At 45.6% G+C, this 23,843-nt stretch carries 30 protein-coding genes and 1 pseudogene; 23 read left to right on the top strand and 8 right to left on the bottom strand.

The genetic code is table 11. From position 1 onward, the window contains the following. Nucleotides 1-14: 14 nt before the first annotated feature. Nucleotides 15-719 carry a CBS domain-containing protein gene (locus MKY41_RS13005; RefSeq protein ID WP_340745417.1) on the top strand — a complete coding sequence of 235 codons (705 nt, stop codon included), beginning with the start codon at nt 15-17 and terminating at the stop codon, nt 717-719. 36 nt (nt 720-755) lie between these two features. Here the strand turns inward: MKY41_RS13005 and MKY41_RS13000 are convergent, their stop codons facing one another. Both MKY41_RS13000 and MKY41_RS12995 read right to left on the bottom strand, forming a co-directional pair. After that, the gene (locus tag MKY41_RS13000) at nt 756-995 is read right to left on the bottom strand and encodes a hypothetical protein (protein ID WP_340745416.1); all 240 of its coding nucleotides are present in this window, start codon (nt 993-995) and stop codon (nt 756-758) included. A gap of 20 nt (nt 996-1,015) precedes the next feature. After that, complete coding sequence (locus MKY41_RS12995; RefSeq protein ID WP_340745702.1) at nt 1,016-1,315, bottom strand: DUF3243 domain-containing protein; 300 nt, start codon at nt 1,313-1,315, stop codon at nt 1,016-1,018. A gap of 147 nt (nt 1,316-1,462) precedes the next feature. On the opposite strand from MKY41_RS12995, the gene MKY41_RS12990 reads away from it, so the two are divergent. Then, the gene (locus tag MKY41_RS12990) at nt 1,463-1,933 is read left to right on the top strand and encodes a general stress protein (protein ID WP_340745415.1); all 471 of its coding nucleotides are present in this window, start codon (nt 1,463-1,465) and stop codon (nt 1,931-1,933) included. Nucleotides 1,934-2,000: 67 nt separating this feature from the next. On the opposite strand, the gene MKY41_RS12985 is transcribed toward MKY41_RS12990, so the two are convergent. Beyond that, complete coding sequence (locus tag MKY41_RS12985; RefSeq protein WP_340745414.1) at nt 2,001-2,816, bottom strand: flagellin N-terminal helical domain-containing protein; 816 nt, start codon at nt 2,814-2,816, stop codon at nt 2,001-2,003. A gap of 184 nt (nt 2,817-3,000) precedes the next feature. Here MKY41_RS12985 and tatA point away from each other — a divergent pair, with 184 nt between their 5' ends. The 3 genes and pseudogenes from tatA (at nt 3,001) to MKY41_RS12970 (ending at nt 5,029) form a co-directional block, all read left to right on the top strand. Further along, nucleotides 3,001-3,204: a twin-arginine translocase TatA/TatE family subunit gene (tatA, locus tag MKY41_RS12980; RefSeq protein ID WP_340745413.1), complete on the top strand. Its 204-nt coding sequence runs from the start codon at nt 3,001-3,003 to the stop codon at nt 3,202-3,204. A gap of 212 nt (nt 3,205-3,416) precedes the next feature. Further along, nucleotides 3,417-3,680 (top strand): annotated as a pseudogene (locus tag MKY41_RS20785) (twin-arginine translocase subunit TatC); the annotation flags it as partial. A 158-nt stretch (nt 3,681-3,838) separates the two neighbouring features. Then, on the top strand, nt 3,839-5,029 hold the full coding sequence (locus MKY41_RS12970; protein ID WP_340745411.1) for an MFS transporter: 1,191 nt from the start codon (nt 3,839-3,841) through the stop codon (nt 5,027-5,029). 183 nt (nt 5,030-5,212) lie between these two features. Here the strand turns inward: MKY41_RS12970 and MKY41_RS12965 are convergent, their stop codons facing one another. The 3 genes from MKY41_RS12965 to MKY41_RS12955 form a co-directional block, all read right to left on the bottom strand. Then, complete coding sequence (locus tag MKY41_RS12965) at nt 5,213-5,416, bottom strand: hypothetical protein (protein ID WP_340745410.1); 204 nt, start codon at nt 5,414-5,416, stop codon at nt 5,213-5,215. A gap of 149 nt (nt 5,417-5,565) precedes the next feature. After that, the gene (locus MKY41_RS12960) at nt 5,566-6,261 is read right to left on the bottom strand and encodes an LrgB family protein (RefSeq protein ID WP_340745409.1); all 696 of its coding nucleotides are present in this window, start codon (nt 6,259-6,261) and stop codon (nt 5,566-5,568) included. Continuing rightward, nucleotides 6,243-6,635, bottom strand: a complete 393-nt coding sequence (locus tag MKY41_RS12955) for a CidA/LrgA family protein (RefSeq protein WP_340745408.1) — start codon at nt 6,633-6,635, stop codon at nt 6,243-6,245. Before MKY41_RS12955 ends, MKY41_RS12960 begins: the two co-directional genes overlap by 19 nt. Before the next feature lie 275 nt (nt 6,636-6,910). Between MKY41_RS12955 and MKY41_RS12950 the strand changes: the two genes are divergently transcribed. From MKY41_RS12950 to MKY41_RS12910, 9 genes are all read left to right on the top strand, one after another. Beyond that, on the top strand, nt 6,911-7,438 hold the full coding sequence (locus MKY41_RS12950) for a topology modulation protein (RefSeq protein ID WP_340745407.1): 528 nt from the start codon (nt 6,911-6,913) through the stop codon (nt 7,436-7,438). Between the two features lie 86 nt (nt 7,439-7,524). After that, complete coding sequence (locus tag MKY41_RS12945) at nt 7,525-8,604, top strand: AI-2E family transporter (RefSeq protein WP_340745406.1); 1,080 nt, start codon at nt 7,525-7,527, stop codon at nt 8,602-8,604. Between the two features lie 123 nt (nt 8,605-8,727). Beyond that, entirely contained in the window at nt 8,728-9,348 is a 621-nt protein-coding gene (locus MKY41_RS12940; RefSeq protein WP_340745405.1) for a TetR/AcrR family transcriptional regulator, read from the top strand. Between the two features lie 55 nt (nt 9,349-9,403). Then, complete coding sequence (locus tag MKY41_RS12935) at nt 9,404-10,606, top strand: YhgE/Pip domain-containing protein (protein WP_340745404.1); 1,203 nt, start codon at nt 9,404-9,406, stop codon at nt 10,604-10,606. A gap of 161 nt (nt 10,607-10,767) precedes the next feature. Next, nucleotides 10,768-10,977, top strand: coding sequence for a hypothetical protein (locus MKY41_RS12930; protein WP_340745403.1), 210 nt, complete (start codon nt 10,768-10,770; stop codon nt 10,975-10,977). Beyond that, complete coding sequence (locus MKY41_RS12925) at nt 10,943-11,404, top strand: hypothetical protein (protein WP_340745402.1); 462 nt, start codon at nt 10,943-10,945, stop codon at nt 11,402-11,404. Before MKY41_RS12930 ends, MKY41_RS12925 begins: the two co-directional genes overlap by 35 nt. 411 nt (nt 11,405-11,815) lie before the next feature. Then, on the top strand, nt 11,816-12,271 hold the full coding sequence (locus MKY41_RS12920; RefSeq protein WP_340745401.1) for a hypothetical protein: 456 nt from the start codon (nt 11,816-11,818) through the stop codon (nt 12,269-12,271). A gap of 422 nt (nt 12,272-12,693) precedes the next feature. Further along, nucleotides 12,694-13,194, top strand: coding sequence for an RNA polymerase sigma factor (locus MKY41_RS12915; protein ID WP_340745400.1), 501 nt, complete (start codon nt 12,694-12,696; stop codon nt 13,192-13,194). Further along, complete coding sequence (locus MKY41_RS12910) at nt 13,184-13,924, top strand: hypothetical protein (RefSeq protein WP_340745399.1); 741 nt, start codon at nt 13,184-13,186, stop codon at nt 13,922-13,924. The genes MKY41_RS12915 and MKY41_RS12910 overlap by 11 nt, the downstream gene beginning before the upstream one ends. Before the next feature lie 272 nt (nt 13,925-14,196). Here MKY41_RS12910 and MKY41_RS12905 read toward each other — a convergent pair whose 3' ends face one another. Further along, entirely contained in the window at nt 14,197-14,490 is a 294-nt protein-coding gene (locus MKY41_RS12905) for a CHY zinc finger protein (RefSeq protein WP_340745701.1), read from the bottom strand. A 95-nt stretch (nt 14,491-14,585) separates the two neighbouring features. Between MKY41_RS12905 and MKY41_RS12900 the strand changes: the two genes are divergently transcribed. Beyond that, nucleotides 14,586-15,215 carry a hypothetical protein gene (locus tag MKY41_RS12900; RefSeq protein ID WP_340745398.1) on the top strand — a complete coding sequence of 210 codons (630 nt, stop codon included), beginning with the start codon at nt 14,586-14,588 and terminating at the stop codon, nt 15,213-15,215. A gap of 388 nt (nt 15,216-15,603) precedes the next feature. Further along, entirely contained in the window at nt 15,604-15,882 is a 279-nt protein-coding gene (locus MKY41_RS12895; RefSeq protein WP_340745397.1) for a hypothetical protein, read from the top strand. A gap of 15 nt (nt 15,883-15,897) precedes the next feature. On the opposite strand, the gene MKY41_RS12890 is transcribed toward MKY41_RS12895, so the two are convergent. Then, nucleotides 15,898-16,614, bottom strand: a complete 717-nt coding sequence (locus MKY41_RS12890; RefSeq protein ID WP_340745396.1) for a hypothetical protein — start codon at nt 16,612-16,614, stop codon at nt 15,898-15,900. 94 nt (nt 16,615-16,708) lie between these two features. Here MKY41_RS12890 and MKY41_RS12885 point away from each other — a divergent pair, with 94 nt between their 5' ends. The 7 genes from MKY41_RS12885 to MKY41_RS12855 all read left to right on the top strand — a co-directional run bounded on the left by MKY41_RS12885 (nt 16,709) and on the right by MKY41_RS12855 (nt 23,594). Continuing rightward, nucleotides 16,709-17,980 (top strand): acetyl-CoA hydrolase/transferase family protein, encoded by a 1,272-nt coding sequence (locus MKY41_RS12885; protein WP_340745395.1) that lies wholly within the window; start codon nt 16,709-16,711, stop codon nt 17,978-17,980. A 125-nt stretch (nt 17,981-18,105) separates the two neighbouring features. Further along, nucleotides 18,106-19,503, top strand: a complete 1,398-nt coding sequence (locus MKY41_RS12880; protein ID WP_340745394.1) for a rhodanese-like domain-containing protein — start codon at nt 18,106-18,108, stop codon at nt 19,501-19,503. Nucleotides 19,504-19,521: 18 nt separating this feature from the next. Next, nucleotides 19,522-19,875 (top strand): rhodanese-like domain-containing protein, encoded by a 354-nt coding sequence (locus MKY41_RS12875; protein WP_340745393.1) that lies wholly within the window; start codon nt 19,522-19,524, stop codon nt 19,873-19,875. A gap of 344 nt (nt 19,876-20,219) precedes the next feature. Further along, nucleotides 20,220-20,948 carry an ABC transporter permease gene (locus MKY41_RS12870; protein WP_445683333.1) on the top strand — a complete coding sequence of 243 codons (729 nt, stop codon included), beginning with the start codon at nt 20,220-20,222 and terminating at the stop codon, nt 20,946-20,948. A gap of 4 nt (nt 20,949-20,952) precedes the next feature. Beyond that, nucleotides 20,953-21,741, top strand: coding sequence for an ABC transporter ATP-binding protein (locus MKY41_RS12865; RefSeq protein WP_340745391.1), 789 nt, complete (start codon nt 20,953-20,955; stop codon nt 21,739-21,741). Nucleotides 21,742-21,788: 47 nt separating this feature from the next. Continuing rightward, the gene (locus MKY41_RS12860; protein ID WP_041076355.1) at nt 21,789-22,862 is read left to right on the top strand and encodes an ABC transporter substrate-binding protein; all 1,074 of its coding nucleotides are present in this window, start codon (nt 21,789-21,791) and stop codon (nt 22,860-22,862) included. 423 nt (nt 22,863-23,285) lie between these two features. Then, nucleotides 23,286-23,594, top strand: coding sequence for a DUF3870 domain-containing protein (locus MKY41_RS12855; RefSeq protein ID WP_041076357.1), 309 nt, complete (start codon nt 23,286-23,288; stop codon nt 23,592-23,594). Nucleotides 23,595-23,843 lie beyond the last annotated feature (249 nt).

The raw sequence follows: 23,843 nt of genomic DNA, 5'->3' as shown, positions 1-23,843 counted from the left end.
GCGAGGGATTGCAAATGACAGCACGAAATTCGGATCGCTTTATCATTGCCTATAACCGAATTGAAAAGGCGATGGAGAAACTGTCCGGCACTAATGGGCATTTGCCGTTTTCCCGGCTGCTCGATAAATCGAAAAAAGTGAGCCCGATTATCCGGAAGTTCGAACAGGACCTCCGGGAGTATGGGGATTTGCGGAATGCCATCGTCCACCATCGTACTGAATTCAATTATGCCATCGCCGAGCCGCATGATGATGTGGTGAGATTGATGGAATATATCGAACAGGAACTTTCAAGGCCGCATACGGTTGGAGATTTATTTACACGGAAAGTGTTTACCCTCCGCGCTTCTGACAAACTGGCCACGGGTTTGAAGGTGATCCGAGAGAAGCGATTCAACCAGATCCCTATTTATGAGGGTGGTCATTTCATCGGACTTGTTACCGCGATGGGCATTACCTATTGGCTGGCTGATAAATCGACAGAAGAGAACATTTCCCGGGAAATGCCGACGCTGCTCGACATTTATCATCATGAAAAGCGGAAGAAAACTTATCGTTTCGTCCCGATGGGTTTGTCTGTTTACGGGGCGGAAGAGTATTTCAAGAAAGCGGTCGAAAGTGGCAACCGCCTGGAAGCATTGCTTATCACAGAGAATGGTCAGCCCCATGAAAAGCTGCTCGGCATCGTCACCCCATTGGATTTGATGCAAATTGACTGAAAAACAGCGTTCCCGCGGGAGCGCTGTTTTTCAGATTTAATATCTTCCTTGGTATTTCTCTTCCGTGGAGGAATTGCTTTTCGTATCATGGTGTCGCTTTTCCTCCTCCCATTCCATCCGCGCGTCTTCCATTGGGATCGCATCTACAGTCTGCATGTCTTCATGCATATCGTAGATGCTTTCCTTGTCTGTGCGAAGATGTTCAGGGTTATCCATATAGGGTCCATCCGCGTCTTTCCGATCGCGTTCCGTGAAAGATCTTTTCTTCTCATCCATGGGAATCACTCCTTTCGGATTTACGCTTCACGTGCCATTTTCACCAGCATATGGGCTAGCATATGTTGCTCCTCTTTATTTCCAACTCTCCAAAGCTCTTGCAGTAAATATTGTTCCCGATTTCGAGGTTCTTCGTTTTGGGATAAATAATTGGCGGCAATCTCAGCCGTTTTAGCCAATTGTTCTTCACTGAGCCCGAGACTTTCGCCTTTGCTTACTTTATCCGACAAAAATTGTTTGAATCGGTTGAAGTTCTCCAAAATCTCATCTTTCTTTTCGGTATCCAACTGATTCAGTTCCTTTTTGACCTCATCCTGCATGCCCAATCAATAACACTCCCTTAACGTTGTACTATATATAATTGACTTTTTGGAATGAAACTAAACATCCTGTTTGCCGGGGAGGTGTGTGAAGACGAGTGGGAGGGTAAAGTAACGGTAGGCAAAAAAATGAAAGGAGTTCGACTCATGGAGAAAATGAGGCATGTTGGTACATTTCATTCGATTGACACTGTATTGGCCAAGATTGTGGAATTGGAGTCACAAGGGTATCCGAAGAACAACATTTACGCGGTAAGCAATGTCCAGGATAACTTTGACATGCTCCAGGCGGATGCGGAAGTGAATCTTATGGATTTGTCGAAACGAAGTTTATTGGATCATACAAGGGAGTTGTTTGTCGGAAAAGGCCGGATGCTACAAGCGTTCGAGGAAATGGGGTTTTCGGAACAGCAGGCGCAGGCTTACTATAATGAGCTGGAAGAAGGCGGAGTGGCCCTTTTCATCGAGGCCCGTTGGAGTGGCCCCGGTTCCAGTATTATGATGGACAGCCAAGCGGAGAGAGGAATCAGCGGTGAAACGCTAGATGGACAAGCGGATGATGGAAAAGTGCATCAGAATGAAAATACGGTTCCTAAAATCAATACGACAAATCTATGAAGGCAGATGAAATGCCCGGACACTGGTAGTACCGGGCATTTCATCTGTCCGCAAAAGACGGGCCTGGTTACGGTTTCAACAGTTGAAGGACGGATTGGGCTTGCTGCATATGCAAGGAAAGGACATATTGACCGGCTTGATAGAGGATATTCGCTTTCGTCAAGGCCATCATCTCTTTGGCGATATCGACATCCCGGATCCGCGACTCGGCAGCTGTTAAATTCTCTTCCATTGTCAACGCATTGGAATAGGCATGTTCCAGTCGGTTGACATATGCACCCATGCGGGAACGTTCGGAGGAGACTTTTTGGATGGCACCGTCCAACAGGGAGATGGCTTCGTCGGCTTTCTCGCGGGTTGCGATGGAGGCATCCTTCAGATTTAAGGCATCGCTTCCCATATCTCCGATCGTGAACTCAATCGTCTGTCCCGCGTTCGCGCCAGCTTGGATCTTGATAGAACTTCGACTGCCATCCAACAAAGGCATCGTATTGAATTCTGTTTGCTTGGAGTTTCGCTCAATTTCTTTCTTTAATTCCTGAAATTCGAGGTCCAGTAATTTACGATCGTCATCCGTCAACGTATCACTCGCGGCTTGGACACTTAACTCACGCATCCTTTGCAACATAGCGTGGGTTTCATTCAGCGCCCCTTCAGCCGTTTGGAACATGGAGATGCTGTCCTGAATGTTCCGCTGGGCCACTTGCAGACCACGGATCTGGGCCCGCATCTTTTCTGAAATGGCTAGACCTGCGGGATCGTCAGCGGCCCGATTGATCCGTTTACCGGAAGATAGGCGTTCCATCGAAAGCGCAATCTGGTTCTGTTGGATACTCATGTTCCGGAGTATGTTTAATCCAGTCGCATTCCATTTACCAAGCATGCCCCTTCCTCCTTTTCCTCATTTATCCTTATATCGTCCTAATAACAGGAAAGATAAGTCTACTGAGTGGTTTTAAGGAACGGTCATAAGTATGGCGGTGGAGAAAGGGGGGAAGAATGCTTTCAAAACCGTTGCACAAATGGTGCCTACGGGAGATTCCTGACAACTAAGGGAGGCATCGGAAGTGGGTGGATTTGCAAGTATCGGAGTACCGGGACTAATTATCCTTTTGGTGATTGTGTTGGTTTTATTTGGCCCTCGTAAATTGCCTGAAGTCGGTTCGGCAGTCGGCAAAACGCTTGCAGAATTCAAGAAATCGACCCGGGACATTATGGATGACGAAGAGTCGCCAGCTCAGAAGGATCCGAAGAAAAAGGAATTGTCTTGATGGATTCGAAGAAAACAGACAAACGAAAAGGTGAACAGAAAGTGGTCGCACGCATTCAGCCGGCCATAAACGGGGAAGAAGCAACTATCGTAACGGTAAAAGAAGTGTTAGACGAACCGCCTTTGGTCGGGCACTTAATCGATTTGCGAAAGCAGCTGCTGAAAAGCGTCGGCATCTTCCTGTTCTTCTTCCTCATGGTTTTTTCGACTATCCTCTTAATGACGACGATACCAGTCGGCGTACTGTTTGAGTTGCCGATAGTCACCTTATTTCTATCGGCCCTCGGGTTATTGACAGCCGCTTCGATGAAGAAAGTCAGGAAGTGGTCCTATTTGGCGATTGTCATTATTTCAGCATTGATCACACCGCCGGATTTCATTAGTCAACTGATTGTCATGATCCCGATGCTGCTGCTTTACGAAGTGAGTATTTTCCTTGTTATTTTTGCGGAGAGACGCAAAATTCTTACGAAGTAAAACCGGAAACCGGGCAAAGGTTCCGGTTTTTTATCTTCTTAAAATTTTGACAGGTCTTTGAAAAACTCATGCTATACTAGAGGAATAAATGGTGGAGTCCTCGAACTAGGATTCCGTATATCCTTAGATGTACTTGATAGACGACGGGATGTGGCAATATGGCTCATGAAGGCTATTCGATAAGAGAGGTACAGTTTTGGAGGATTGTTTTAAGCTTGGGGTTTGCTTCCCTTTATATATTTGCGGCCATGTATGCTTTTCAGCCCCTTCTTCCTTTGTTCAAAGAAGAATTCTCCATATCTGTTTCCTATGCGAGTCTATCAATGTCGGCGTCTACGGTTGGACTCATTTTGGGTTTGATTATCCTCGGATTTTTTTCGGATCGAAACGGGAGGACCCTCTATATCAAGCTGTCCCTGATCGGTTCGACGTTGCCTTTCTTCTTGATGGCGGTATCGGATTCGTTCCTTTGGATGGTCATATTGCGGTTCATCCAAGGATTCGCGCTTGCCGGAGTCCCCGCCGCAGCACTCGCCTATATCAGTGAAGAAATACATAAACAGTTTATGAGTGTCGCTACGGCACTTTATATATCTTGCAATGGAATCGGCGGGATGATCGGGCGGTTTGTGACGGGCTATATGGGGGAACATTTCTCGTGGCAGCTGTCATTTCATATTCTCGGATTTACGGGAATCCTCATCTTTACCGCCATTCTCCTGACATTGCCGAAATCACGGAATTTCACCGCGAGCCAAGAAGGCTTTTCAAAGGACATAGAAGGATTTTTCTTCCACTTGAAAAATCCGAGTTTGCTCGTCGTTTTCGGACTTGGGGTTGTGTTGCAGTTATCATTCACAGGAATGTGGACATTCCTGCCGTTTCATCTTATTGCACCGCCGTATTCGATGTCCCTTGACGCTATCTCCTATACGTATTTTGCCTATAGTTTCGGGGTGATCGGTGCTCCGCTTGCTGGATGGTTGGCCGGATTCTTCGGCTTGCGAACGGTGCGGAGAGCCGGTGTCATAACGCTGTCTGCGGGACTTTTACTAACATTGGGGACCTCCTTGACGCTAATCGTGATAGGATTATGCATCGTCTGCCTCGGTTTTTTCACCGCACATTCCTTGACCGCCGCTTCTGTCGGGAAAGAGGCGGAGCATCACAAAGGGAGCGCCTCCAGCATATATTTGGTCTCCTATTATATTGGAGTGACAATCGGCAGTACGTTCCTTAGCCCGCTTTGGACCATATTCGGTTGGAACGGTCTCGTCACGTTCACGGCCCTCCTTCCGGTCGTGTATATCGCCATCATCCGCATGAGTCGGAGTAGGAAGGTCACATAACTGCAACTAAACCGTCTTGGCATGCTTCTCGAACAGTGCAGGGTTCAATTTGCCGTATTTATGCGTCCTTTGCAGAAATTAAGGCAATCAAAACTTATCGAAACTAAGCAGGTGCCCCAAGCTTTTGTTCATAAAAAACCGTCCCGCCAGCTGTATGACTGGGGGACGGTTTCAGGAACAATATTAGCTGAACAAGCTGCCGAGCAGGCCTTTGCGTCGTTCGGTAGGGTGGGTGGAACGGGAATCCATCGTGTTGGTATTCCGCGTTGGGGTCGTATTCCCTCCGAACTCACTGAACTGTTTGGACAACTTATCGCGTGAGTCTTTATTCCGCATCAAATAGGCAGCACCTAATCCAAGTGCCGTCAAAGCCATCTTTTTCCTCATCGTTATGTCCTCCTCGTTTGAATTGAAATGAAAAGCTTATCGGTTGTTTTCCCGAATTCTTTTGGACTAAACAAGTTCATTCGTCCCGACTGGAGGGGAAATCTGTAGGAAGTTCGGGTTCTGTATACGATTAGAGGAGAGTGGCTAAGTTAATAAAAATGAAACAGCCAGGCGATGAGCGGTCCGAACACGGATCCTGTAATGGCAGACAAGGTCATGGCGACGGAACTCATGGATGCTTCCTGCTCCCCGAATTCAAGCGCTTTTGAAGTGCCGAGCGCATGCGATGCCACTCCTAATCCGATACCACGGCCGAGCGCAGTATCGATTCGGGTGTAGCGCAATAGCAAAGGGCCGAACATGATGCCTGTCAATCCGGCGGTAATGACGAAAACGACTGCCAAAGTAGGATTGCCGCCCAACCCAGCAGCGATTTCCATGGCAATCGGGGTCGTGATCGATTTCGGTAAAATGGTCAGGACGAGTTCATCCGAAAAGCGGAGCAGCTTTGTTAGTAGGGAACCGCTTAGCATTCCGAACAGGCTGCCGATCACCACCCCGCTGAGAACAGGCAAGAGATGTATCCGTAATACGTCCCGCTGCTTATAAAGGGGGATTGCCAAGGAAACAATCGCCGGCCCCAATAGCAAGTCGATCCACTTCCCGCCGATCATATACGTGTCATACTTGACTTGGAAGAGGACCAGCACAAGTATAATGGCGATCGTGGCCGTGAACATGGGGATTAGAAGCGGATTCGAGTATTTTATGTATAAGAATGTTGCTAGAGAATATATCAGGATGGTCAAGGCGATATAAAGGAGAGTTAACCCTGCGATTTGCATTTGGCCTCCTCCTTTCTATTTGAAATTTTGGAAGCGATGGATTGGCTGACAAATCCGGCTACCCACATGGTTAGAAACGTGCCGATGATCGTGAGGGGAATTAACACCACGCCCCGGCTCAGAAAGAATGAGCCGAAGTTCATGACCCCGACAGTGGCCGGTATGAAAAAAATCGGCAGCACAGATAAGAAAAGATACGAACCGCCTTCCACCCACCTCAGCGGTATAACTTTCAGTAATAAAGTCATCCAAAGAAGCAGCAATCCAAGAATGCTTCCCGGCAATGGGATGTGAAGCAGCTGTTGAAGCCACTGGCCGACTGCGAAGAATCCCAATAATAAGATAACTTGAAGTGCGTATTTTCCCAATTTCATAGCTGACAGGGCGGAATCCCCCCTTCTGTTTGTTTGACAGGCTTATTGTATCATATTTAGAAAAGCGGCTCCCGCCGTTATTTTAGTCAGCCAAATTTTGTACTCTCTCAGATTTCGTATTTATTGATCTTTTTATAGAGCGAGGAGCGGCTAATGCCCGTAGCGGATGACACGCTTCATAACATGGACGCTCAATCGCTTGGATTGCTTGACCGTTACAGCGAAAAAGGGAGATTGAGTAAGAAGATCTAAACAAGGGAAAGCAGGTGGAATGGATGGAAAAAATCATGGTGATTGGAGTGTCGCCCGGGGCGGGGAAATCGACATTTGCCCGGCAATTGGGGGAGAGGACTGGTATTCCGGTGACACATCTGGATACGCTATACTGGAAGCCTGGCTGGGAGGAATCATCCAACGAAGAGTTTTTATTGGCTCAACAGGCGATTGTCCAAGAGGATAGATGGATTGTAGAGGGGAATTATTCGGGAACCTTTAGCATACGGGAACCCCGGGCGGATACAGTTATCTATTTGGAACTCCCGCGATGGTTATGTCTATATCGAGTGTTGAAGCGTCGAGTTCAATATCATGGAAAAACGCGTGATGACATGGCGGAAGGATGTCCGGAGAAGATTGATTGGGAGTTCCTGAAATTCATCCTATCCACATACGGACCACGCAAAGACAAGATGCGTCAGCGCCTGCAGCGCTATGCCAAAGAAGGAAAGACGGTTCACCAACTGAAGACTCGCCGTCACATCGATGGATTTTTAAACACATTTACGGGAATTGTGGAGATATAGTGAAACCATTTCCGATGCTATCCGTATAACAACGGATAGTGTGTAGTTGCTTTGAATAAACGGCATACATAAAAGGAAGTGAAACAGTGACGAAGAAATTATGGTTCCAGGTCGGAGTGGGAATCCTGCTGGCATTGCTCATCATTAAGTATTTTATGGAAATAAATAGTATTTTCGCTCCGATCGTCATTATCGCTAAAGCGATTTTCTTGCCGCTGCTGCTTGGCGGGGTTCTTTATTATGCTACCGAACCGATTCAGCGGTTTTTAGAAAGTAAAAAAGTGCCGCGTTGGGGAAGCATTTTATCCATTCTCATCGGGTTGGTGCTTGTCATCTGGGGATTCGGCTCCGTTGTCGGTCCACCCGTTACAGAACAGGTGAATACACTTGTGGAGAATGCCCCTGCCATTGCCAAAGAAGTCGATTACATCAAAGACATTGCGTTGCAACAAAAAGAGGATCTGCCTCCAAAATTGCAAGAATCTATTGACAGTGCAGCTGATTCCGTCCAATCCATCGCAGTTAAATTTACGAAATGGATTGTTCAATTTTTGCAGTCCTTCTTCCAAGCGATGTTCCTTCTTGTACTCGTCCCGTTTTTCTTCATCTTCATGTTGAAGGACCATGAAAAGCTCGCGCCATTCGTTTACAACTTCTTTTCAGGAGAAAGCCGGGAATGGGTCCGCAAAACATTGCATGACATTGACACCGTGCTCCGTTCATATATCCAAGGACAATTGCTGATCAGTGCGTTATTGGCAATACTGTTATTTATCGGCTATTGGGCCATCGGATTAGAGTACGCACTGTTACTGGCATTCTTCAATCTGTTCATGAATCTGATCCCATTCCTCGGGCCGTGGATCGGGGTGGCGCCCGCGCTGATCATCGCGCTGATTCAAGAGCCGAAATTGATCATTGGTGTGGCCATCGTCACATTGGTTGCCCAGCAGATTGAAAGTAATCTAATCACGCCAAATGTTATGGGGAAATCACTCGATATCCACCCGCTTACCGTTATCACGGTCATCCTGGCGGCAGGAAATATCGCCGGCTTTCTCGGCATCATCTTGGCCATTCCTACTTACGCGGTCGGCAAAGCCATCGTGAAAAACGTCTATGCGCGCCGGAAAGAAATCAAGCTTGCGGCGACGAAGACGGTGTAGACTGGCTATCCAACCCACTCTCTTTTTAAGGGGGTGGGATTTTTATGTACTGTGAAGGTTTTGTAGCATCAAATTCCTGACCATTTGGAAAAACACTTGCATTTAAGAAAAGGGGATGTTAGGATGCAAGTAACTACTTGCATTCCGTGGGAGCTGAAGTTATTGTCAACACAATCGACAGGGGACCGCATAGTGGACGCCGCTATCCAATTGATCAGTGAAAAGGGCTATGCGGCGGCTACGACCAGGTCCATCGCTGAGCTGGCCGGTGTCAATGAGGTGACCGTCTTTCGTCATTTCGGAAACAAACATGGTATTTTGCAGGCCATCGTCCGTAAATTTTCGTACGGCCCGATTCTGCAAAAAACAATCCAACTTGAAGTGACGTATGAATTGGAAGAAGATTTACTCCGCTTCGCCCATGAATATCTCCGTTACATGTTATCCATTAAAGACTTTGTGATGATCGCTTTTAAAGAAGCAGGTGCTTTTCCAGAAATCGATGAGGAAATCGCACAGGTCCCGCGCTTTATTAAAGGGGAGCTCATGGCTTATTTTGCGGAGTTGAAACGCAGGAAGCTGCTAGCGGAATTGGATGAAGAGGCGGTTGCGATGTCGTTTATTGCACTTAACTTTGGCCATTTCATATCCACTGCAAAGTTTGAATCAAAAGTGACGGAGAAGAAAATTGAGGAATTGTTAAAAACGAGCATTACTATTTTTTCTAGGGGTATCACTCCCTAGAAAAAATTTTAAGCAGTATGCAAGTAAGTACTTACAAACAAGGAAGGTGTTCATTATGAAAGGGTTAAAAGCATTACTTAAAGTGAGAGGGACGTACATCGGCATCTCCGCAGCCATTTTATTTCAACTCATTTTCTTCGCTGTCTGGCTGACCGCTTACATGGGGGTGCAGGATCGTACAGACCAATTGTCTGTCAGCATTGTAGATGAAGATGGAACGGGGGAGGTTGCAACTGCTTTGCAGCAAGGTCTTCCTTTTCAAGTGAAGGTGCACTCTCAATTGGATGAAGCACTAGAGGAAATGAACAAACGGGAAACGGAAATGGTTATTCAGATACCTTCCCATTTTATGACTACATTACAAGAAGGGAAGCAACCATTTATTTATTATTGGATCAACCAAGCCAGCCCGATTTTCAGTAAATCGATTATGGAGCAGGCGACCAACCAAGTGACAAACGAGCTAAATGCAAATGTATTCGCCAAGCAGACTGCAGCGGGAGCCGCAGTCATCACACAACAATTGCAACAGTTGCCGCTCGACCAGCCAACTGCACAAGGCATAGCCGCGGAGGTTCAATCGCTATTGTCCGCTTTGGAAACTGAACCGGTTAAAAAAAATATTAAGAAACCAAACGAAGATAGCGAATTTTCAGCCAATCTTGTTCCGCTTATGGTGATCATCTCTTCCTTTGTCGGTGCGATGGTCATGATCATGCAAATTCACGAAGCCTCCTCGTTTCTCCGGACGGCCCACTCCAAGTGGAGCCTGTTTCTCGGCAGACAGCTGATCAATGTTACTGTCGCTTTTCTGCTGCCTTTGCTAACGATCGGGTTAATGCACCTGTTCAGTGTTGAAATGAAGGAGCCGCTATATCTGGTGTATTTGTTTCAAAGCGTTATGTTCCTGACCTTCCTCCTATTTGCTCAAGTCTTCGTGTACTTGTTTGGCAATTATGGGATGGCGTTTAATATTCTGGCACTCTCCCTTCAGCTTGTAACGTCGGGTGTGCTCATCTCGAGAGATTTGCTTTCAAGCGGATATCGCACACTCTCTGCCTTACTACCAGCTACTTATGGGGCAGATGGTTATTATTCCATTATTTTTGGAGGAGCGGATGGCATGTTGCTGCAAAATATGACATCTCTCGCCTGGATTGCAAGTGTTGCTCTTATTATTGCTGCTGGGGCTGTAGTTGCTAGGAAGGAACCCTACTTTGTCAAGGCGATTCGACAAAACGGCATGGTGGAAAATTGACGTAACGGACAGCTAAGGTTTTTATTAATCCGTATATTGGAAATTAAGTAGAAATATTACTAATCGTATAGTATGCTAAATGAACAATGGTATAATGCTGATTCAAAACATAAACTTCATATGTGATTAACTCTTCCAAAACACATTAGGAGCGATGCGTGATGGATTTTCTAAAATTACGGTTTTATATCGAACTGTTTTCCATCACTTTAGGTTTGACGGGTATTTTCTACATTGTCCCAATGCAGGTTGCAGTGGAAGGGCAGCCCAGAATGCTGACTGTCATCCTTCTTCTATTCTTATGGTACGTCATTTTCACGACGAATCTTACCTTCCATGAATTATGCGAAAAGTGGTTTAAACGGAAGTGAGGGGATCAATACGCGATTTGCATCCATCTGCTTTTTATTCCTTCTGTTGGCTGGATGCGGCAAAGAGCTGGATTATACGGAAGTCGAACTGAACAGTGTCGGAGCCGATGTCCAGGAATTTATTCATAAAGTACGGAAGGACAATGGTTATTATTTGTTCATGGATGGGGAGGACACATACTACCTGTTCTTGAATGGAAGTATAGCCGAATCGGGAGAGACCACTATTCATTTCTCTGATCTTCAAATTGACGCACAGCAAGATGTGTTAAAACTTTCTATCCAAGAAAGTCGGATCGCCGAGGACTCTACGGAGATCGAGCCGAAATCAGCGGTGCTCTATCGGATTCAAAAAGACCGATCCTACGACACGCTTCTCTTGGAAGTCAATGGGGAGGAAACTAGCTTTGATGGTGTCGGGATGTAATAAAAGAGGATCGCTCCTAAACTAACGAGTTCGGTTGTTAGGGAGAAAACAATAAAAAACATAGTGTTCGGGGACACAATTCGGATATGAATTGGTGTCCCTTTTTTTGTTGTATCAACACTTAGATTCTTTATATAGACAAACTGACCACAATTAGCACGTGAAGTAGCAGCATCGCATAAATTTATGTGACTTTGTGAATTCCATTGTTAAAACAATTGTTAATTGGATATTAGTAAGAAAAATATTTGTAGAAGGAAAATGGGGAAGCTATGCTCGAATAAATTAAAGATTGTAAAGTGATGTTCTTCAACTAACGAAGCAGGATAGTTCAACAAGGAACAATTGAAATACAATAAATATGGTGTTTTGGGGGATAATGATATTAAACAAATTTAAGGAGAATCAGAAATGAAAAAATTGCTTTTTAGCCTTATCTTCATTTTAGTAATTCTTCCTTCACAAACCCATTCTGAGAATAAAATTGAAGAGTTGCCACCTTGTTCAGCAATACTTGAACCAACAAAAAACGTACCTAAAAATGCCAGAGGAGTAGCACTGATTTATAATATTGAAAGAAAGTTTAATGATGAACGGACAAGTCTTAGTGTTCATGCACTTCATTTACCAGAACCGTCCAACTTTGGGGATTATGATGGTTATGAAGTATTAGCATATATTCCGAAGGAAATAAGTTGGATTTTCTCGTTGTCCCCTTTAACTAAATATGGAGAAACTACTTGGGCTGGGAACCTGGATGAAGTTTCTCCTGTAATGCGACCTACTCGTATCAAAGTTCGGACAGTTAATACAACGACAAAGAGAACGGGTCCTATTGTACTTGAAAAAATACTAAAACCTTGTTGAACTAACGGGTGCATTTGTTGAATATTTGAATACCGGAATAATAAAAATTACTTATGTCAGTCGTTGTGCTAATATTTTCCTAATTAGAGTGCGATTTCAAATATTTGTTGTTCCATTACTGTGCTGAACGAGGTACATATTGACTATATAGAACGAACTAATGATTTGTAATGGGTGGCTCCAGTTGCTTGTAGTGGAAGGCGGCGACTCCAGCGGGAACAGCACGAGCTGAAAGCCCCGCAGGAGCGCAGCGACGAGGAGATTGAAGCCGTGCCCGCGGAAAGCGTCCGCCTGGAACGGAAAGCAACGGTTGGCTGGTAATCTCCACTTCTTTAGTACGTTTTATATAGGATGTTTTTTTCTAAAACAAAAAGTCACCATTTGGTTTCTTCAAGTGTGTTAGTAGTGAAAGGAGTTGAGGAATGTTGCAACAAGTAGTTTGGTCGGCTGAACTAGATGTAGAGCGAATTGTTGATACATATGGCAATATGCTATTTAGTATTTGTCTTGTTATTTTATGCAATGAGAAAGATGCAGAAGATGTCGTACAAGATACTTTTATTACTTATCTAACGAAATCTCCAACTTTTAACGATTCAGAACATGAGAAAGCATGGTTAATAAAGATTGCCACGAATCGCTGCAAGAATATGAGAAGGTACAATATTATTCGTAAACATATAGATATCAATGATTTACAGCTATATTCTAAGAATGATAAAAACAACGGTTTACTTGATCATCTAATGAAATTGCCAACTAAACATAAAGTTGTATTGTTACTTCATTATGTGGAGGGCTATAAAGTCGATGAAATAGCGAAAATCCTTACTATTACTACATCAGCAGTGAAAAAGCGGTTACAACGGGGAAGAGAGCTTCTTCGAGAAAGATATCGAAAGGAGAATAAATATGGACTTTGAGAAGATCAAAGATGCTGTTACTTCTATTGAAATGTCAAAAGCTATGGAAGATCGTGTGAAAGAGAATATGGGAAAGAAAAAATCGGTTCAAGTGAATTATAAAAGGTGGATTTCGGTAGCATGTGCATTTGGGATCTTTTTATCTATTATGATAGGCATGCCATATTTTAATAAGAATGGAGAGCTCCAAGTCGCAAATTTTGCAATCACAGCTTATGCATTGAGTGACGATGGGAAACAGTTTAATACAACTATTACATCAGAAGAAGCTACTATTGAATTAGCAACAGAAGATAGATTAGGTACTATAAGTATAAGTGGTGATGGAGCTAATTTAATTTTTACAAATGTTAGACTCAAGATAACTGGAGAACAGATCGACTCAATTACTTATACCTTAAGCGAAGGCAAGTTTATTGAGGATGTTACATTTACATCTAAAGAGTATGCAGACAGTGAATGGTTAAGATCGGAAAAGATAAATTTCATTACTGGTGTGCCTGGTTCGGATGTATATGAGGGTATAAAGGATTTAGGGAATACCTATAAAGTTAACTATAATGAACAGGAAAAACATAAATATACTCTTGCAATTCCTCATGACGGCAATGAAGTAATAGGTGATGATATTATCATTAAAGTAAATGTAAAATATGCAGATGGACATTCTGAACAGCAAGATATCATTGTAACTCAAGAATCAAATTCTATTTCATTAAAGCTTAATTAACACACATAATCAAGATGATGGTACCACAGGTTCTTAGTAGAATAAGCTACATGGTGGATCAAGAAACCAATCTTCCACGAACGGCTGCTTTCGTGAAATAAAGGTTAGTAAATATACGTAAAAAAACGCTTAGACTTCTGAGCATTTTTATTTGCAATTCATATCGTTAATTCGCTGTTGAAACATATGCAATTGATATGATATTTACTCTGTCAATAGCGTTTTTCTCCCCAACAACCGAACCCGTTACTCCCAAACGTAGTGGCCTTTTTTCATTTCTTAAAATACAAATGCCGATGCAGATTGCATCCCGGGTTGAAGGGGGCAGAGCACTGTGGGCATTCCGACTTGCATTCAAGGTATTCCGCAATGGTCAGTTCATGCCCGCATGCTCCGCAGAGGATTGCTTTTTCCCCGAACCTTTCCTTTGGCCACACATCCGGCTGCCCACAACCGATCTCCTGATGGCATTCATAGCAAGGATAATATATCCCGCAACAATGGAATCTGATCGCAATCCGATCGATTTCGGTATGGTAATGGACACAGCGTGTTTCCTCGTCCACTTGCCGTCCCCGTACCTCATGTCCTTTGATTAACAAATCTAGCACCGCCCATTCAAAAATGATAGAATTACAAGATAGCGATTGGAGGAATCCAGATGACTACTACTCAAACGATGTCGATCCATCGTGCCTTGTCCGAACTGAAAACCTTGAATGATCGAATTACCAAGGTGATCGGAGAGGCGGATTACATTGCGACCGATCGGAAATCCGCACAGAAGATCAACGGACTTTCCGTGGCGGACTATGAAAAAACGATACAAGCCGGTTTCGACAAAGCCGTTTCCCTAATTGAACGGCGGAACCGTATCAAAGACGCCATCGTCCAATCTAATGCCGTCACGGAAGTCGTAGTGGCAGGCGAGTCGATGACGGTTGCCAAAGCGATCGAGCGGAAGGCATCCATCCAGAACGAAGAATGGCTGCTTGCGTCCATGGTAGCGGCGCGCCGGACGGCTATCAATAAATTGACAAAAGAGAACGAGTCTTTGCCCAAGCGGTTGGAAGAGTATCTGACTGCCATTTTGGGCAATAAAGAGCATGCGAAAAAAGAGGAGGTCGAGCTCCATACGAAATCATTCATGGAGCGAAACGAATATGTCCTCATCGACCCGCTGCATCTTGACAAACGGATCGAGGAATGGGAAGAGCGCGTATCCAGTTTCAAAGCAGAGGTAGACGCCGTCCTATCCGAATCGAACGCCATCACGCAAATCACCGTGTAAACAACATATGAATTGCATGAGTAATCGAAAACGATATCCACAAGACCCTTCTTTTGCCGGCCTTTCTCTGGGTGAAAAGCAAAACCGGCACACTACCAACTAAAATAATTAGTCCATTTTATGAAATGAAAGATCAAACTTTACATCTCAAAGCTGCAAATCTTACGACTTAAAGTTCTTTACGATGTAAAGCTGAACGTTCAATGCTTAAGACTCTTTCAAACCTTGGAGAACCAGTTTCGGGATTCTTGCGTTCGCCCATCGTCATCTGCCAAGCTGATTATATCGTGCAATTCGATGCCCGTTAGGAGAATCAACTCTTAGCGGGTTTTCATGAGTATAATTCTGTCAGGCCGGAGCACGCTATCCTTAAAAAGGACTGATTCCCATGTTAACAGAATTTCCGGTGATCCATACGAACGTATGGGATGCTTTTTGGGCCGTGCCCGTTATCCTGCTTTCACTGTTCCTCATCCGTCTGTTCTTCAAACTGTCGGTCGCCTGGTTTTCCACGATTGCGACAGTCATCGGCTTGATCCTGTCAATTTTCATCAGCCATCCCCACAATCTCGCTGCAGGAATTTTCATGGGGTTCTTCTACGGCGGGGCGGCAATCGGCGTAATCTATTCTTTCAGTAAATCCTTCCGCGCATACCGGGCAAATTGAAGGCGGGGCGGATCTTCAACCGCCCTTTTTCAACGGACAAAACCCGCATTGCATGAGTCCCGACACGTCTTTTGAAAAACAGCATGTCGTCCGCACTTCCGTATTCAGTAACGCGGAAGGTTCACAGCCACGTAAATACGTGGCGAATAAAGAGCGGGGTGCGATGCCAGACCATAGAGCATCGTCTTTCCATAAATCGAGATCTTCCCTCGCTTCTTCGTCAGTGCCGGGATTCGACAGCAACACATGATATTGCCATAGCAGAAAGCCGAAGATGTTTTCCCACAACGTCAGTGGGGAGACAGAGGAGACAGACCGAATTTGACGGATGACGGAATTGGAGAATTCGAGGATGCCCCGGATGATCTCTTGCCGGTTGATCCCGTCAACATCTTGCCAGTCGCCCGCTGATGCAAACGTACTTACTGATAATTTACCGTACTCTTCCCTTGCTCCGAAACGCAACCGGTCCAAGTTGCCACTCCAGATTTCATCATATGCAGCCAAATTATAAGATTGCATGGCGATGAACATGCCGAGCCGCCGCATGAAATACGAGGCGGCTACTGTCCGGTTTGGACTTTGGCTTACAGTTTGGATAATGTCCAGGATGGATTCGGTTTGATTTGCATCCAAGAGTTCCTGTAAGGAGAATAGCGGATGGGCCGGTTCTTCGATATACACACTATACATATTCAACTGTCTGATTTGGTCGGTTGTAAGAGTTGTCATAATTCCATTATATGAAAATTATAGAAGATTAACAAGTTGAGCGAGCGCTCAGTCTGGTGTATAATATGGAATATACGGTAAGGAGGAGACAGTTGTGACGAAGCGACTGGAAACAGAAGAGATTCTTGGGTTGATAGATAAAGAAGCGGATATTATCCTCCCTTTGGCGGCAGGGGAACCCGTTCTTTTATTAGATATATTGGAGAAGCATTATCGGAAGTTGGACAACGTGAAAATTCATCAGATGTTACCCATTCGCCAACGGGATTATATGTGGGGCGAGATGAAAAACCATTTGTCGCATGTGTCCTACTTTTTAAGTGGCGTCAATCGCAAACCATATGAACAAGGGACAATTGAGCTGGTGCCGAATGTGTTCCACGAAATGCCTCGCATACTGAAGAAGACGACTAAGCTGTCCATGGTGTTAGCAGTGGCCTCTCCGATGGATGAACATGGGTATTTTTCGTTAGGGACACAGGCGGATTATATTGCCGACTTCATCGGAAAGGTGCCTTTCATTTTGGAAGTCAATAAGCATATGCCGCGAACGTTCGGGGAAAATCAGATTCATATTAGCCAGATTGCAGGGTATGTCGAGCATGATGCTGTGTTAATGGAAGCGGCGTCCGCACCGATCCAAGAGAAGGACCGGGAAATTGCCGAGTACGTAACAGCGGATATCGAAGATGGTGCTACGTTGCAGATCGGAATCGGAGCCATTCCGAACGCCGTCATGAAGATGTTGAAGGATCGACGGCACCTCGGCATTCATACCGAGATGTTGACAGATGGCATCGTCGACCTAGTGGCGGCTGGAGCCGTGGATGGGACGAGGAAGTTTACGAATAAAGGAAAAATCGTTGCGACATTCGCTTTTGGGACGCAGCAACTGTACGATTTCATCGACAATAATCCTTCCATCGAGTTTTTGCCGGTCGACGTGTTGAACGATCCCCGTGAAGTGGCGAAAGAGGAACATTTAGTCTCCATCAATGCGACGACCGAGGTGGACATGTATGGCCAATGTGCTTCGGAAACGGTTGGGGGCCGCTATTATTCATCAACGGGTGGCCAAGCCGATTTTGCCCGGGCTGTCCGCTTTTCTAAGTACGGCAAGGGGTATGTGTGCATGCACTCCACCGTTAAAAACGACATGATTTCCCGGATCAAGACATTTCTAGCACCCGGCTCGGTCGTGACAACATCCAAAAACGATGTTGATAATATTGTGACGGAATACGGGATTGCCCGGCTCTACGGTAAGTCTTTGTCTGAACGGGCCAAGGCGTTGATCGCCATCGCCCATCCGAAGTTTCGAGATGAATTGACGTTCGAAGCGAAAAAGAATGGATTTTTAATATGAACAGCATCCTCTTGGGGGTGCTGTTTTTAGTACTGGAACCTCGGTATTGTCGAGTATTAATACTTGCACAAATATACCCCTAGTGGTATATTTGGAATTAAGAAAAGAAACCGGGAGGGGTATATATGTATTTTACTTCATTCACAGATAAGAACTTGGCGCAGAATTCATATTTAATTGGTTGTCAACGGACGGGAGAGTCGATCATCATTGATCCGCCTCGCGAGTTCGGGCATATTTTGAAAGCTGCGGCGGCAGAAGGATTACGCGTCACGGCTGCTGCTGATACGCATATCCATGCGGATTACGTCTCCGGCGCCCGGCAATTGGCAGTGGAACATGGCGTGAAACTGTATCTGTCCGATGAAGGCGATGCAGATTGGAAATATGAATACACGGATGGAATCGACGTGGAACTGGTGAAGGAAGGGGACACTTTCTCCATCGGAAACATTGATTTTGAGGTATGGCATACGCCTGGTCATACCCCGGAGAGTATCTCATTCCTTTTGACGGATCGCGGCGGCGGTGCGACGGAACCGATGGGAATACTTACAGGGGATTTCGTATTTGTGGGCGATGTCGGCCGGCCGGATTTATTGGAAGAGGCGGCAGGTATGGTTGGTACGGCGGATAGCGGTGCCCGCGATATGTTCCGGTCGGTACAACGATTTAAACAATTGCCGGACCATTTAATCGTTTGGCCCGGGCATGGAGCAGGTTCTGCTTGCGGAAAATCGCTGGGCGCCGTACCGATTTCAACAGTCGGGTATGAGAAGAATTTCAACTGGGCGATGCAAATAAAGGATGAAGAAGCTTTTGTGGAAGCTTTATTGAAAGACCAGCCGGAAGCTCCGATTTACTTTGCGCAGATGAAAAAGTTGAATAAGCTAGGTCCGGCCATTTTGGAAAAAGAAGAGACAAACGTGATTTTCGACGCAGCTTCTTTTGAGCAAGCTATCGGTGAAAACCGTTTAATATTGGATACACGTGCCGCAGTGACAGCAGCACAAGGCTTAGTAAAAGGCTCGATCAATATCCCGTTTAATAAATCGTTTACGAACTGGGCTGGCTGGCTTGCGAAATACGAAGAACCGCTTCTTGTCATTGCAGACGAAACGACCCGTTCTGACGTAAAACAAGCATTGCAATCCATTGGGTTGGATCAAATCGAAGCCTTCGTCGATCCGGTCGCATTGGAAGGAATGGAATTACTAACGTATGAAACGTTGTCCGTCAATGAGTTCGTCGAGGAGATGAAAAATCCCGATGCGTTCGTCATTGATGTCCGCAATGACGCCGAATGGCAAGCGGGTCATCTCGCCGAAGCAACGCACCGATTTCTAGGCCATTTGCGTACACTCGATGTGTCGGCGGATCGGAAACTTTTGATTCATTGCCAAAGCGGGGCCCGATCCGCGATCGCGGCCAGCATCTTAAAAGCACGTGGATTTGATACGGTGAAGCATATGGCGGGCGGCTACAATGCGTATGTAACTACCGGTATGCCGGTAATCCGATAAAAGAGGGGGGACCTATGGATGGAATGGATTTTCATATTACTCATCGTCGGCATTTTCGCCTGGCGGATGATGCCGGCCAAAGGCGTTCGGACCTTATCCACCGATGAACTGAAAGGGATGCTCCCAGACAAGACCAAGCAGTTTGTCGATGTCCGGACACCGACAGAATACAAGGGGCGGCATATCAAAGAGTTTAAAAACATCCCGCTCCAAGCGTTGAAATCGCAGTTGGGAAGTTTGGATAAGGAGAAAGAAGTCATCGTCATCTGCCAAAGCGGCATGCGCAGTTCCCAAGCGGCAGGACTATTGAAAAAAGCAGGATTCGCCAAAGTGACCAATGTCAAAGGCGGCATGAACGCATGGCGCGGATAATAATTGTTATAGAAGGAAGCCGTTCCCCCGGGTAGTATGACTGGCCGGGAGAAACGGCTTTTTTGTTTTGCGGAATGAAATCGGGATGGGGAATTTTTGATGAAGTGATGAAGAAGTCTAACCATTCTCCCCCGATGTCCAACGAACGCCAAAACATATTAAAATCCTGTCGAAATCTCTCATCTTTCCGGCAGTGCCCAACACACTTCGTTAGGCATATACATACAATTTATATGAAGAGGTGGTGAACGTTGAAAAAAGAGGAGACGGCTGTACGATATGATCCATTTGAAATCGAACAGCGGGAGTGGAAACTGAAGCAAACGAAAGAGCGGTTAAAACGGATGCTAACGATCATTTCGCCCATTTTCCTCCTTGCCTTATGGGAACTTTTGTCGAGGACTGGAATGATTGACGTTCGTTTTTTCCCGCCGCCATCCGCAATTATAGGCACGTTTTGGCAGATGTTGACAAGCGGTGTAATGGCTAGCCATATCGGAGTCTCGCTATACCGAATCTTTGCCGGGTTCCTGGCTGGTGTCATTCCTGGCGTGGTCATCGGCTTGCTGATGGGATTGTATTCACCGATCCGGCACTTTGTTTCCCCGATTGTGATGGCCCTCATGCCGATCCCCACCCTGGCTTTGCTACCCATCATCATCATTTTATTCGGTATTGGTGATTTGTCGAAAGTTGTAACGATCGCGGGAAGCGTTTTTTTCCCTGTCGTCATCAATACAGCAGCCGGCGTCATCAATATCGACAAGATCTACCTTGATGTGGCACAAAACTATGGAGCTAGCCGATGGAATTTCTTCTGGAAGATCGCGCTGCCTGGCGCCATGCCGGTCATGTTGGAAGGGATCCAAATGGGGCAGGCGATTGCACTTCTGACGATTGTGGCTGCGGAAATGATGGGAGCGACTTCGGGAATCGGTTATTTGATATGGGTGTCGTATAAAGCATTCCTTCTTAAGGAAATGTATGTGGGCCTCATTCTGATATCATTTTTCGGGTATCTGTTCTCGTTAGTGCTTCGGGGAATCCAGAAGAAAATCCTGCCATGGAGGTGAGCGGATGGGTGGAAAAACAAAGATTGCAATACAGAATTTGACCAAAGCCTTCTATAAAAAGCAGGGGAGCGTCACAGCGCTTGATAATATCAACTTGACAATCGACGAAGGGGAATTCGTCTGTCTTGTCGGTCCGAGCGGCTGTGGCAAAACGACGCTGCTCCGAATTTTGGCCGGACTGGAAAGCCCGAGCATTGGAGACTTCACCATTGCCACGGCAGGAGAGGATCGGCCGCTTCAATCGATGGTGTTTCAGGAACGGGGAATCATCCCATGGCTCACCGTGGAGGAAAATGTGGCATTTGGTCTGAAAATGCGACATTTGCCAAAGAAACTCATACGAGAACGGACCGACTATTATTTGAAAAAGACGGGGTTACAAAAATTTTCGTCCCTCTATCCGAAAGAACTTTCCGGCGGGATGAAGCAACGGGTCAGCATCGCCCGAGCCTTCGCCAATGATCCAGAAATCTTGCTGATGGATGAACCGTTCGCCGCGTTGGATGAGCAAAATAAGTTCATCTTGCAGGAAGAGCTTTTATCAATTTGGGAAGAAACCGGAAAGACGGTGCTTTTCATTACCCATAGCATCGATGAAGCTTTGCTTCTCGGTGACCGCATCCTATTGATGAGCTCCCAGCCCGGCCGGATTGTAGAGGAGATCCGGATAGATATGCCGCGTCCCCGTACAATGGAAGACATTCGAAAAGATCCGATCATGGCCAGTCGGTTTGTTGACATTTGGCAACATTTGCAAGATGAAGTGCAACGGTCCAGACGAGAAAAAGCGTAAAGAGGAGAGATGATGTGACAAAGTGGTTGAAGAATGGTTGGTTGACGATGGTCGTCGGGCTTGTTCTGATCCTTGGGGCTTGTACTCCGAAAGAATCGTCCCAACCGAAACCCGCTCCTGCCCCTGTTCCGACACCAGAAACTCCGGCTGAGGAGGCAACCGATAAACTGACTCCGTTGGACGAACGGGTAAAAATCTTGATTGCCGAAGATGGCGCGGCTTCGGGTGCGGGATTCTATATCGCAAAAGAAAAAGGATATTTTGAAGAAATGAATATCGAAGTGGATTTCGCCGATTTTGCGAACAGTGATGATATGTTGCCAGCCCTTGCTGCCGGAGAAGTAGACATTGCGGGCGGCGTGTCAACTGCATCTTTCTTTAACGCCATTGCGCAAGGAATCGACGTGCGCATCATTGCGGATAAGGGCCATAATATGCCGGGGAAATCGTATTTCACGTTTGTCATCGGCAACCATATGGTCGATGTGATCAAGGATTATCCAGACTTCAAAGGAAAGAAAATTGCCGTCTCATCCCGTAACTCCATTGATGGATATATTTATGAAGAGATGTTGAAGCATGCCGGCCTCACAGAGGATGATGTGGAATACGTCCATATTGCGGACTTCGGGGCGATGTTGGGGGCGATTGACTCCGGTACGATTGATGCCGCGCTCAGTATCGAGCCGCTCATTGCACAAGGAGTCGCCAATGGGTTCCACCACCGGTTCAAAGATGCGACAGACTATGCGCCTGAATCACAGATCGCCATGGTTCTCGCCTCGCCGAAGTTCATGGAAAACGATCCCGTATCCTTGCGTTTCATGGCTGCTTATTTAAAAGGAGTCCGTGACTATAATGACGCGTTTTTCAAAGACATCGGCAAGGAAGAGGTCGTGGATATAATGGTGAAGCATACGGCCTTGAAAGACCCAGCCCTATGGGATCAGGTGAACGTCACCGGCCTAGATGCAAACGGCAAGATGTTCGTAGAGGATATAAAGAAACAATATGATACGTATAAGGCGAACGGGGCGATCCGGGGAGAAATCGATTTTGATAAAGCGGTTGACACTTCCTTGGCGGAAGAGGCCGTTGAAATATTGGGAGTGTATGAGTAAAGTGAGCAAGAAGCGGCGTCATGATTCGGTCAGAAGTTTGGTCGGGTTATGGCGTTTTTTAGCTTTATTCAGCGGAAGACTCCCACCTATATAGGTGGTAAGGTAAATGCGGTTTCATCTCCTGTTCGGCGGGTATTCAAATTCCCGCTGAATAGGGGAACTCAGACTAAAACCGCCGCATCCTGAAAGGTGCCTTAATTTCTGCAAAGATCGCAGAAATTAAGGCAAATCGAACCCTTCGCTGTTCGATTGTCAACGTCTAAGTGACCAACTTCCTGTTGGCCCTAAGCCTCCGACGCACAGGACGTGGCGTTTGTGTCGGCGGACGGGTGTCATGGATTTTTAAGGGAAGCCTAATTACAGTTTTTTCAGACAGCAAGAGATATAATTTTACTAGACAGATGAAAAAGGAGTTGATTGATGATGAATACGATTTTTATCGCTGGACATGCAAGGCTCCCATCAGGAATGGCGGCACAAAATATGTATGAAACACTCACGATTACGGCTGAAATTGATAAGAAGTACGGCGTAATCGTGACGGCTAGTTGTACGTTGGCGACACTTCACGGAAGGGATTTTTTTCAACAAATTTTAAAAGGCCATAGTTTGCAGGATGGTATTGAAAAGCCTATCGCGGATATTAAAAATCATTACTTGGGAAAGGCGAGCAATGCGTTGGTCTCTGCGCTGAAGGACTTACATAAACAATATGAAAATCTCAAAGGTTGAGAGATGGTAGATTAAATATTTGAATAAATTAGATATTTCTATTTACATTTCAGTTTAGTTGTACTACTATTACTAGTAACACATCATGCAGAAACGTTGCCACGTTCACCACGCATGAGTTATGAGAGAAATTAAAAAGCCAAAATCTGCCTAGTCTGCAAAAACCCTTCGCCAGGGGTTGTGACGTAGACATGAAGCCAGTTCAATTTGACTCCAGCATGCCTGAAGTCTATTTGAATTGGCTTTTTA

It is taken from the genome of Sporosarcina sp. FSL W7-1349, assembly GCF_038003045.1.
Taxonomy (GTDB): Bacteria; Bacillota; Bacilli; order Bacillales_A; family Planococcaceae; genus Sporosarcina.
The sequence above is the reverse complement of the archived record's forward strand: the minus strand, read 5'-3'. Positions and strand labels throughout refer to the sequence as shown.

Excerpts from the sequence above, each read along its gene's own strand:
- MKY41_RS13005 (WP_340745417.1), top strand. The coding sequence starts at position 15 with ATGACAGCACGAAATTCGGATCGCTTTATCATTGCCTATAACCGAATT.
- MKY41_RS13000 (WP_340745416.1), bottom strand. The coding sequence starts at position 995 with ATGGATGAGAAGAAAAGATCTTTCACGGAACGCGATCGGAAAGACGCG.
- MKY41_RS12995 (WP_340745702.1), bottom strand. The coding sequence starts at position 1,315 with ATGCAGGATGAGGTCAAAAAGGAACTGAATCAGTTGGATACCGAAAAG.
- MKY41_RS12990 (WP_340745415.1), top strand. The coding sequence starts at position 1,463 with ATGGAGAAAATGAGGCATGTTGGTACATTTCATTCGATTGACACTGTA.
- MKY41_RS12985 (WP_340745414.1), bottom strand. The coding sequence starts at position 2,816 with ATGCTTGGTAAATGGAATGCGACTGGATTAAACATACTCCGGAACATG.
- MKY41_RS12970 (WP_340745411.1), top strand. The coding sequence starts at position 3,839 with ATGGCTCATGAAGGCTATTCGATAAGAGAGGTACAGTTTTGGAGGATT.
- MKY41_RS12965 (WP_340745410.1), bottom strand. The coding sequence starts at position 5,416 with ATGAGGAAAAAGATGGCTTTGACGGCACTTGGATTAGGTGCTGCCTAT.
- MKY41_RS12960 (WP_340745409.1), bottom strand. The coding sequence starts at position 6,261 with ATGCAAATCGCAGGGTTAACTCTCCTTTATATCGCCTTGACCATCCTG.
- MKY41_RS12955 (WP_340745408.1), bottom strand. The coding sequence starts at position 6,635 with ATGAAATTGGGAAAATACGCACTTCAAGTTATCTTATTATTGGGATTC.
- MKY41_RS12950 (WP_340745407.1), top strand. The coding sequence starts at position 6,911 with ATGGAAAAAATCATGGTGATTGGAGTGTCGCCCGGGGCGGGGAAATCG.
- MKY41_RS12940 (WP_340745405.1), top strand. The coding sequence starts at position 8,728 with ATGCAAGTAACTACTTGCATTCCGTGGGAGCTGAAGTTATTGTCAACA.
- MKY41_RS12935 (WP_340745404.1), top strand. The coding sequence starts at position 9,404 with ATGAAAGGGTTAAAAGCATTACTTAAAGTGAGAGGGACGTACATCGGC.
- MKY41_RS12930 (WP_340745403.1), top strand. The coding sequence starts at position 10,768 with ATGGATTTTCTAAAATTACGGTTTTATATCGAACTGTTTTCCATCACT.
- MKY41_RS12925 (WP_340745402.1), top strand. The coding sequence starts at position 10,943 with ATGAATTATGCGAAAAGTGGTTTAAACGGAAGTGAGGGGATCAATACG.
- MKY41_RS12920 (WP_340745401.1), top strand. The coding sequence starts at position 11,816 with ATGAAAAAATTGCTTTTTAGCCTTATCTTCATTTTAGTAATTCTTCCT.
- MKY41_RS12915 (WP_340745400.1), top strand. The coding sequence starts at position 12,694 with ATGTTGCAACAAGTAGTTTGGTCGGCTGAACTAGATGTAGAGCGAATT.
- MKY41_RS12910 (WP_340745399.1), top strand. The coding sequence starts at position 13,184 with ATGGACTTTGAGAAGATCAAAGATGCTGTTACTTCTATTGAAATGTCA.
- MKY41_RS12900 (WP_340745398.1), top strand. The coding sequence starts at position 14,586 with ATGACTACTACTCAAACGATGTCGATCCATCGTGCCTTGTCCGAACTG.
- MKY41_RS12895 (WP_340745397.1), top strand. The coding sequence starts at position 15,604 with ATGTTAACAGAATTTCCGGTGATCCATACGAACGTATGGGATGCTTTT.
- MKY41_RS12890 (WP_340745396.1), bottom strand. The coding sequence starts at position 16,614 with ATGACAACTCTTACAACCGACCAAATCAGACAGTTGAATATGTATAGT.
- MKY41_RS12880 (WP_340745394.1), top strand. The coding sequence starts at position 18,106 with ATGTATTTTACTTCATTCACAGATAAGAACTTGGCGCAGAATTCATAT.
- MKY41_RS12875 (WP_340745393.1), top strand. The coding sequence starts at position 19,522 with ATGGAATGGATTTTCATATTACTCATCGTCGGCATTTTCGCCTGGCGG.
- MKY41_RS12870 (WP_445683333.1), top strand. The coding sequence starts at position 20,220 with ATGCTAACGATCATTTCGCCCATTTTCCTCCTTGCCTTATGGGAACTT.
- MKY41_RS12865 (WP_340745391.1), top strand. The coding sequence starts at position 20,953 with ATGGGTGGAAAAACAAAGATTGCAATACAGAATTTGACCAAAGCCTTC.
- MKY41_RS12860 (WP_041076355.1), top strand. The coding sequence starts at position 21,789 with ATGGTCGTCGGGCTTGTTCTGATCCTTGGGGCTTGTACTCCGAAAGAA.
- MKY41_RS12855 (WP_041076357.1), top strand. The coding sequence starts at position 23,286 with ATGAATACGATTTTTATCGCTGGACATGCAAGGCTCCCATCAGGAATG.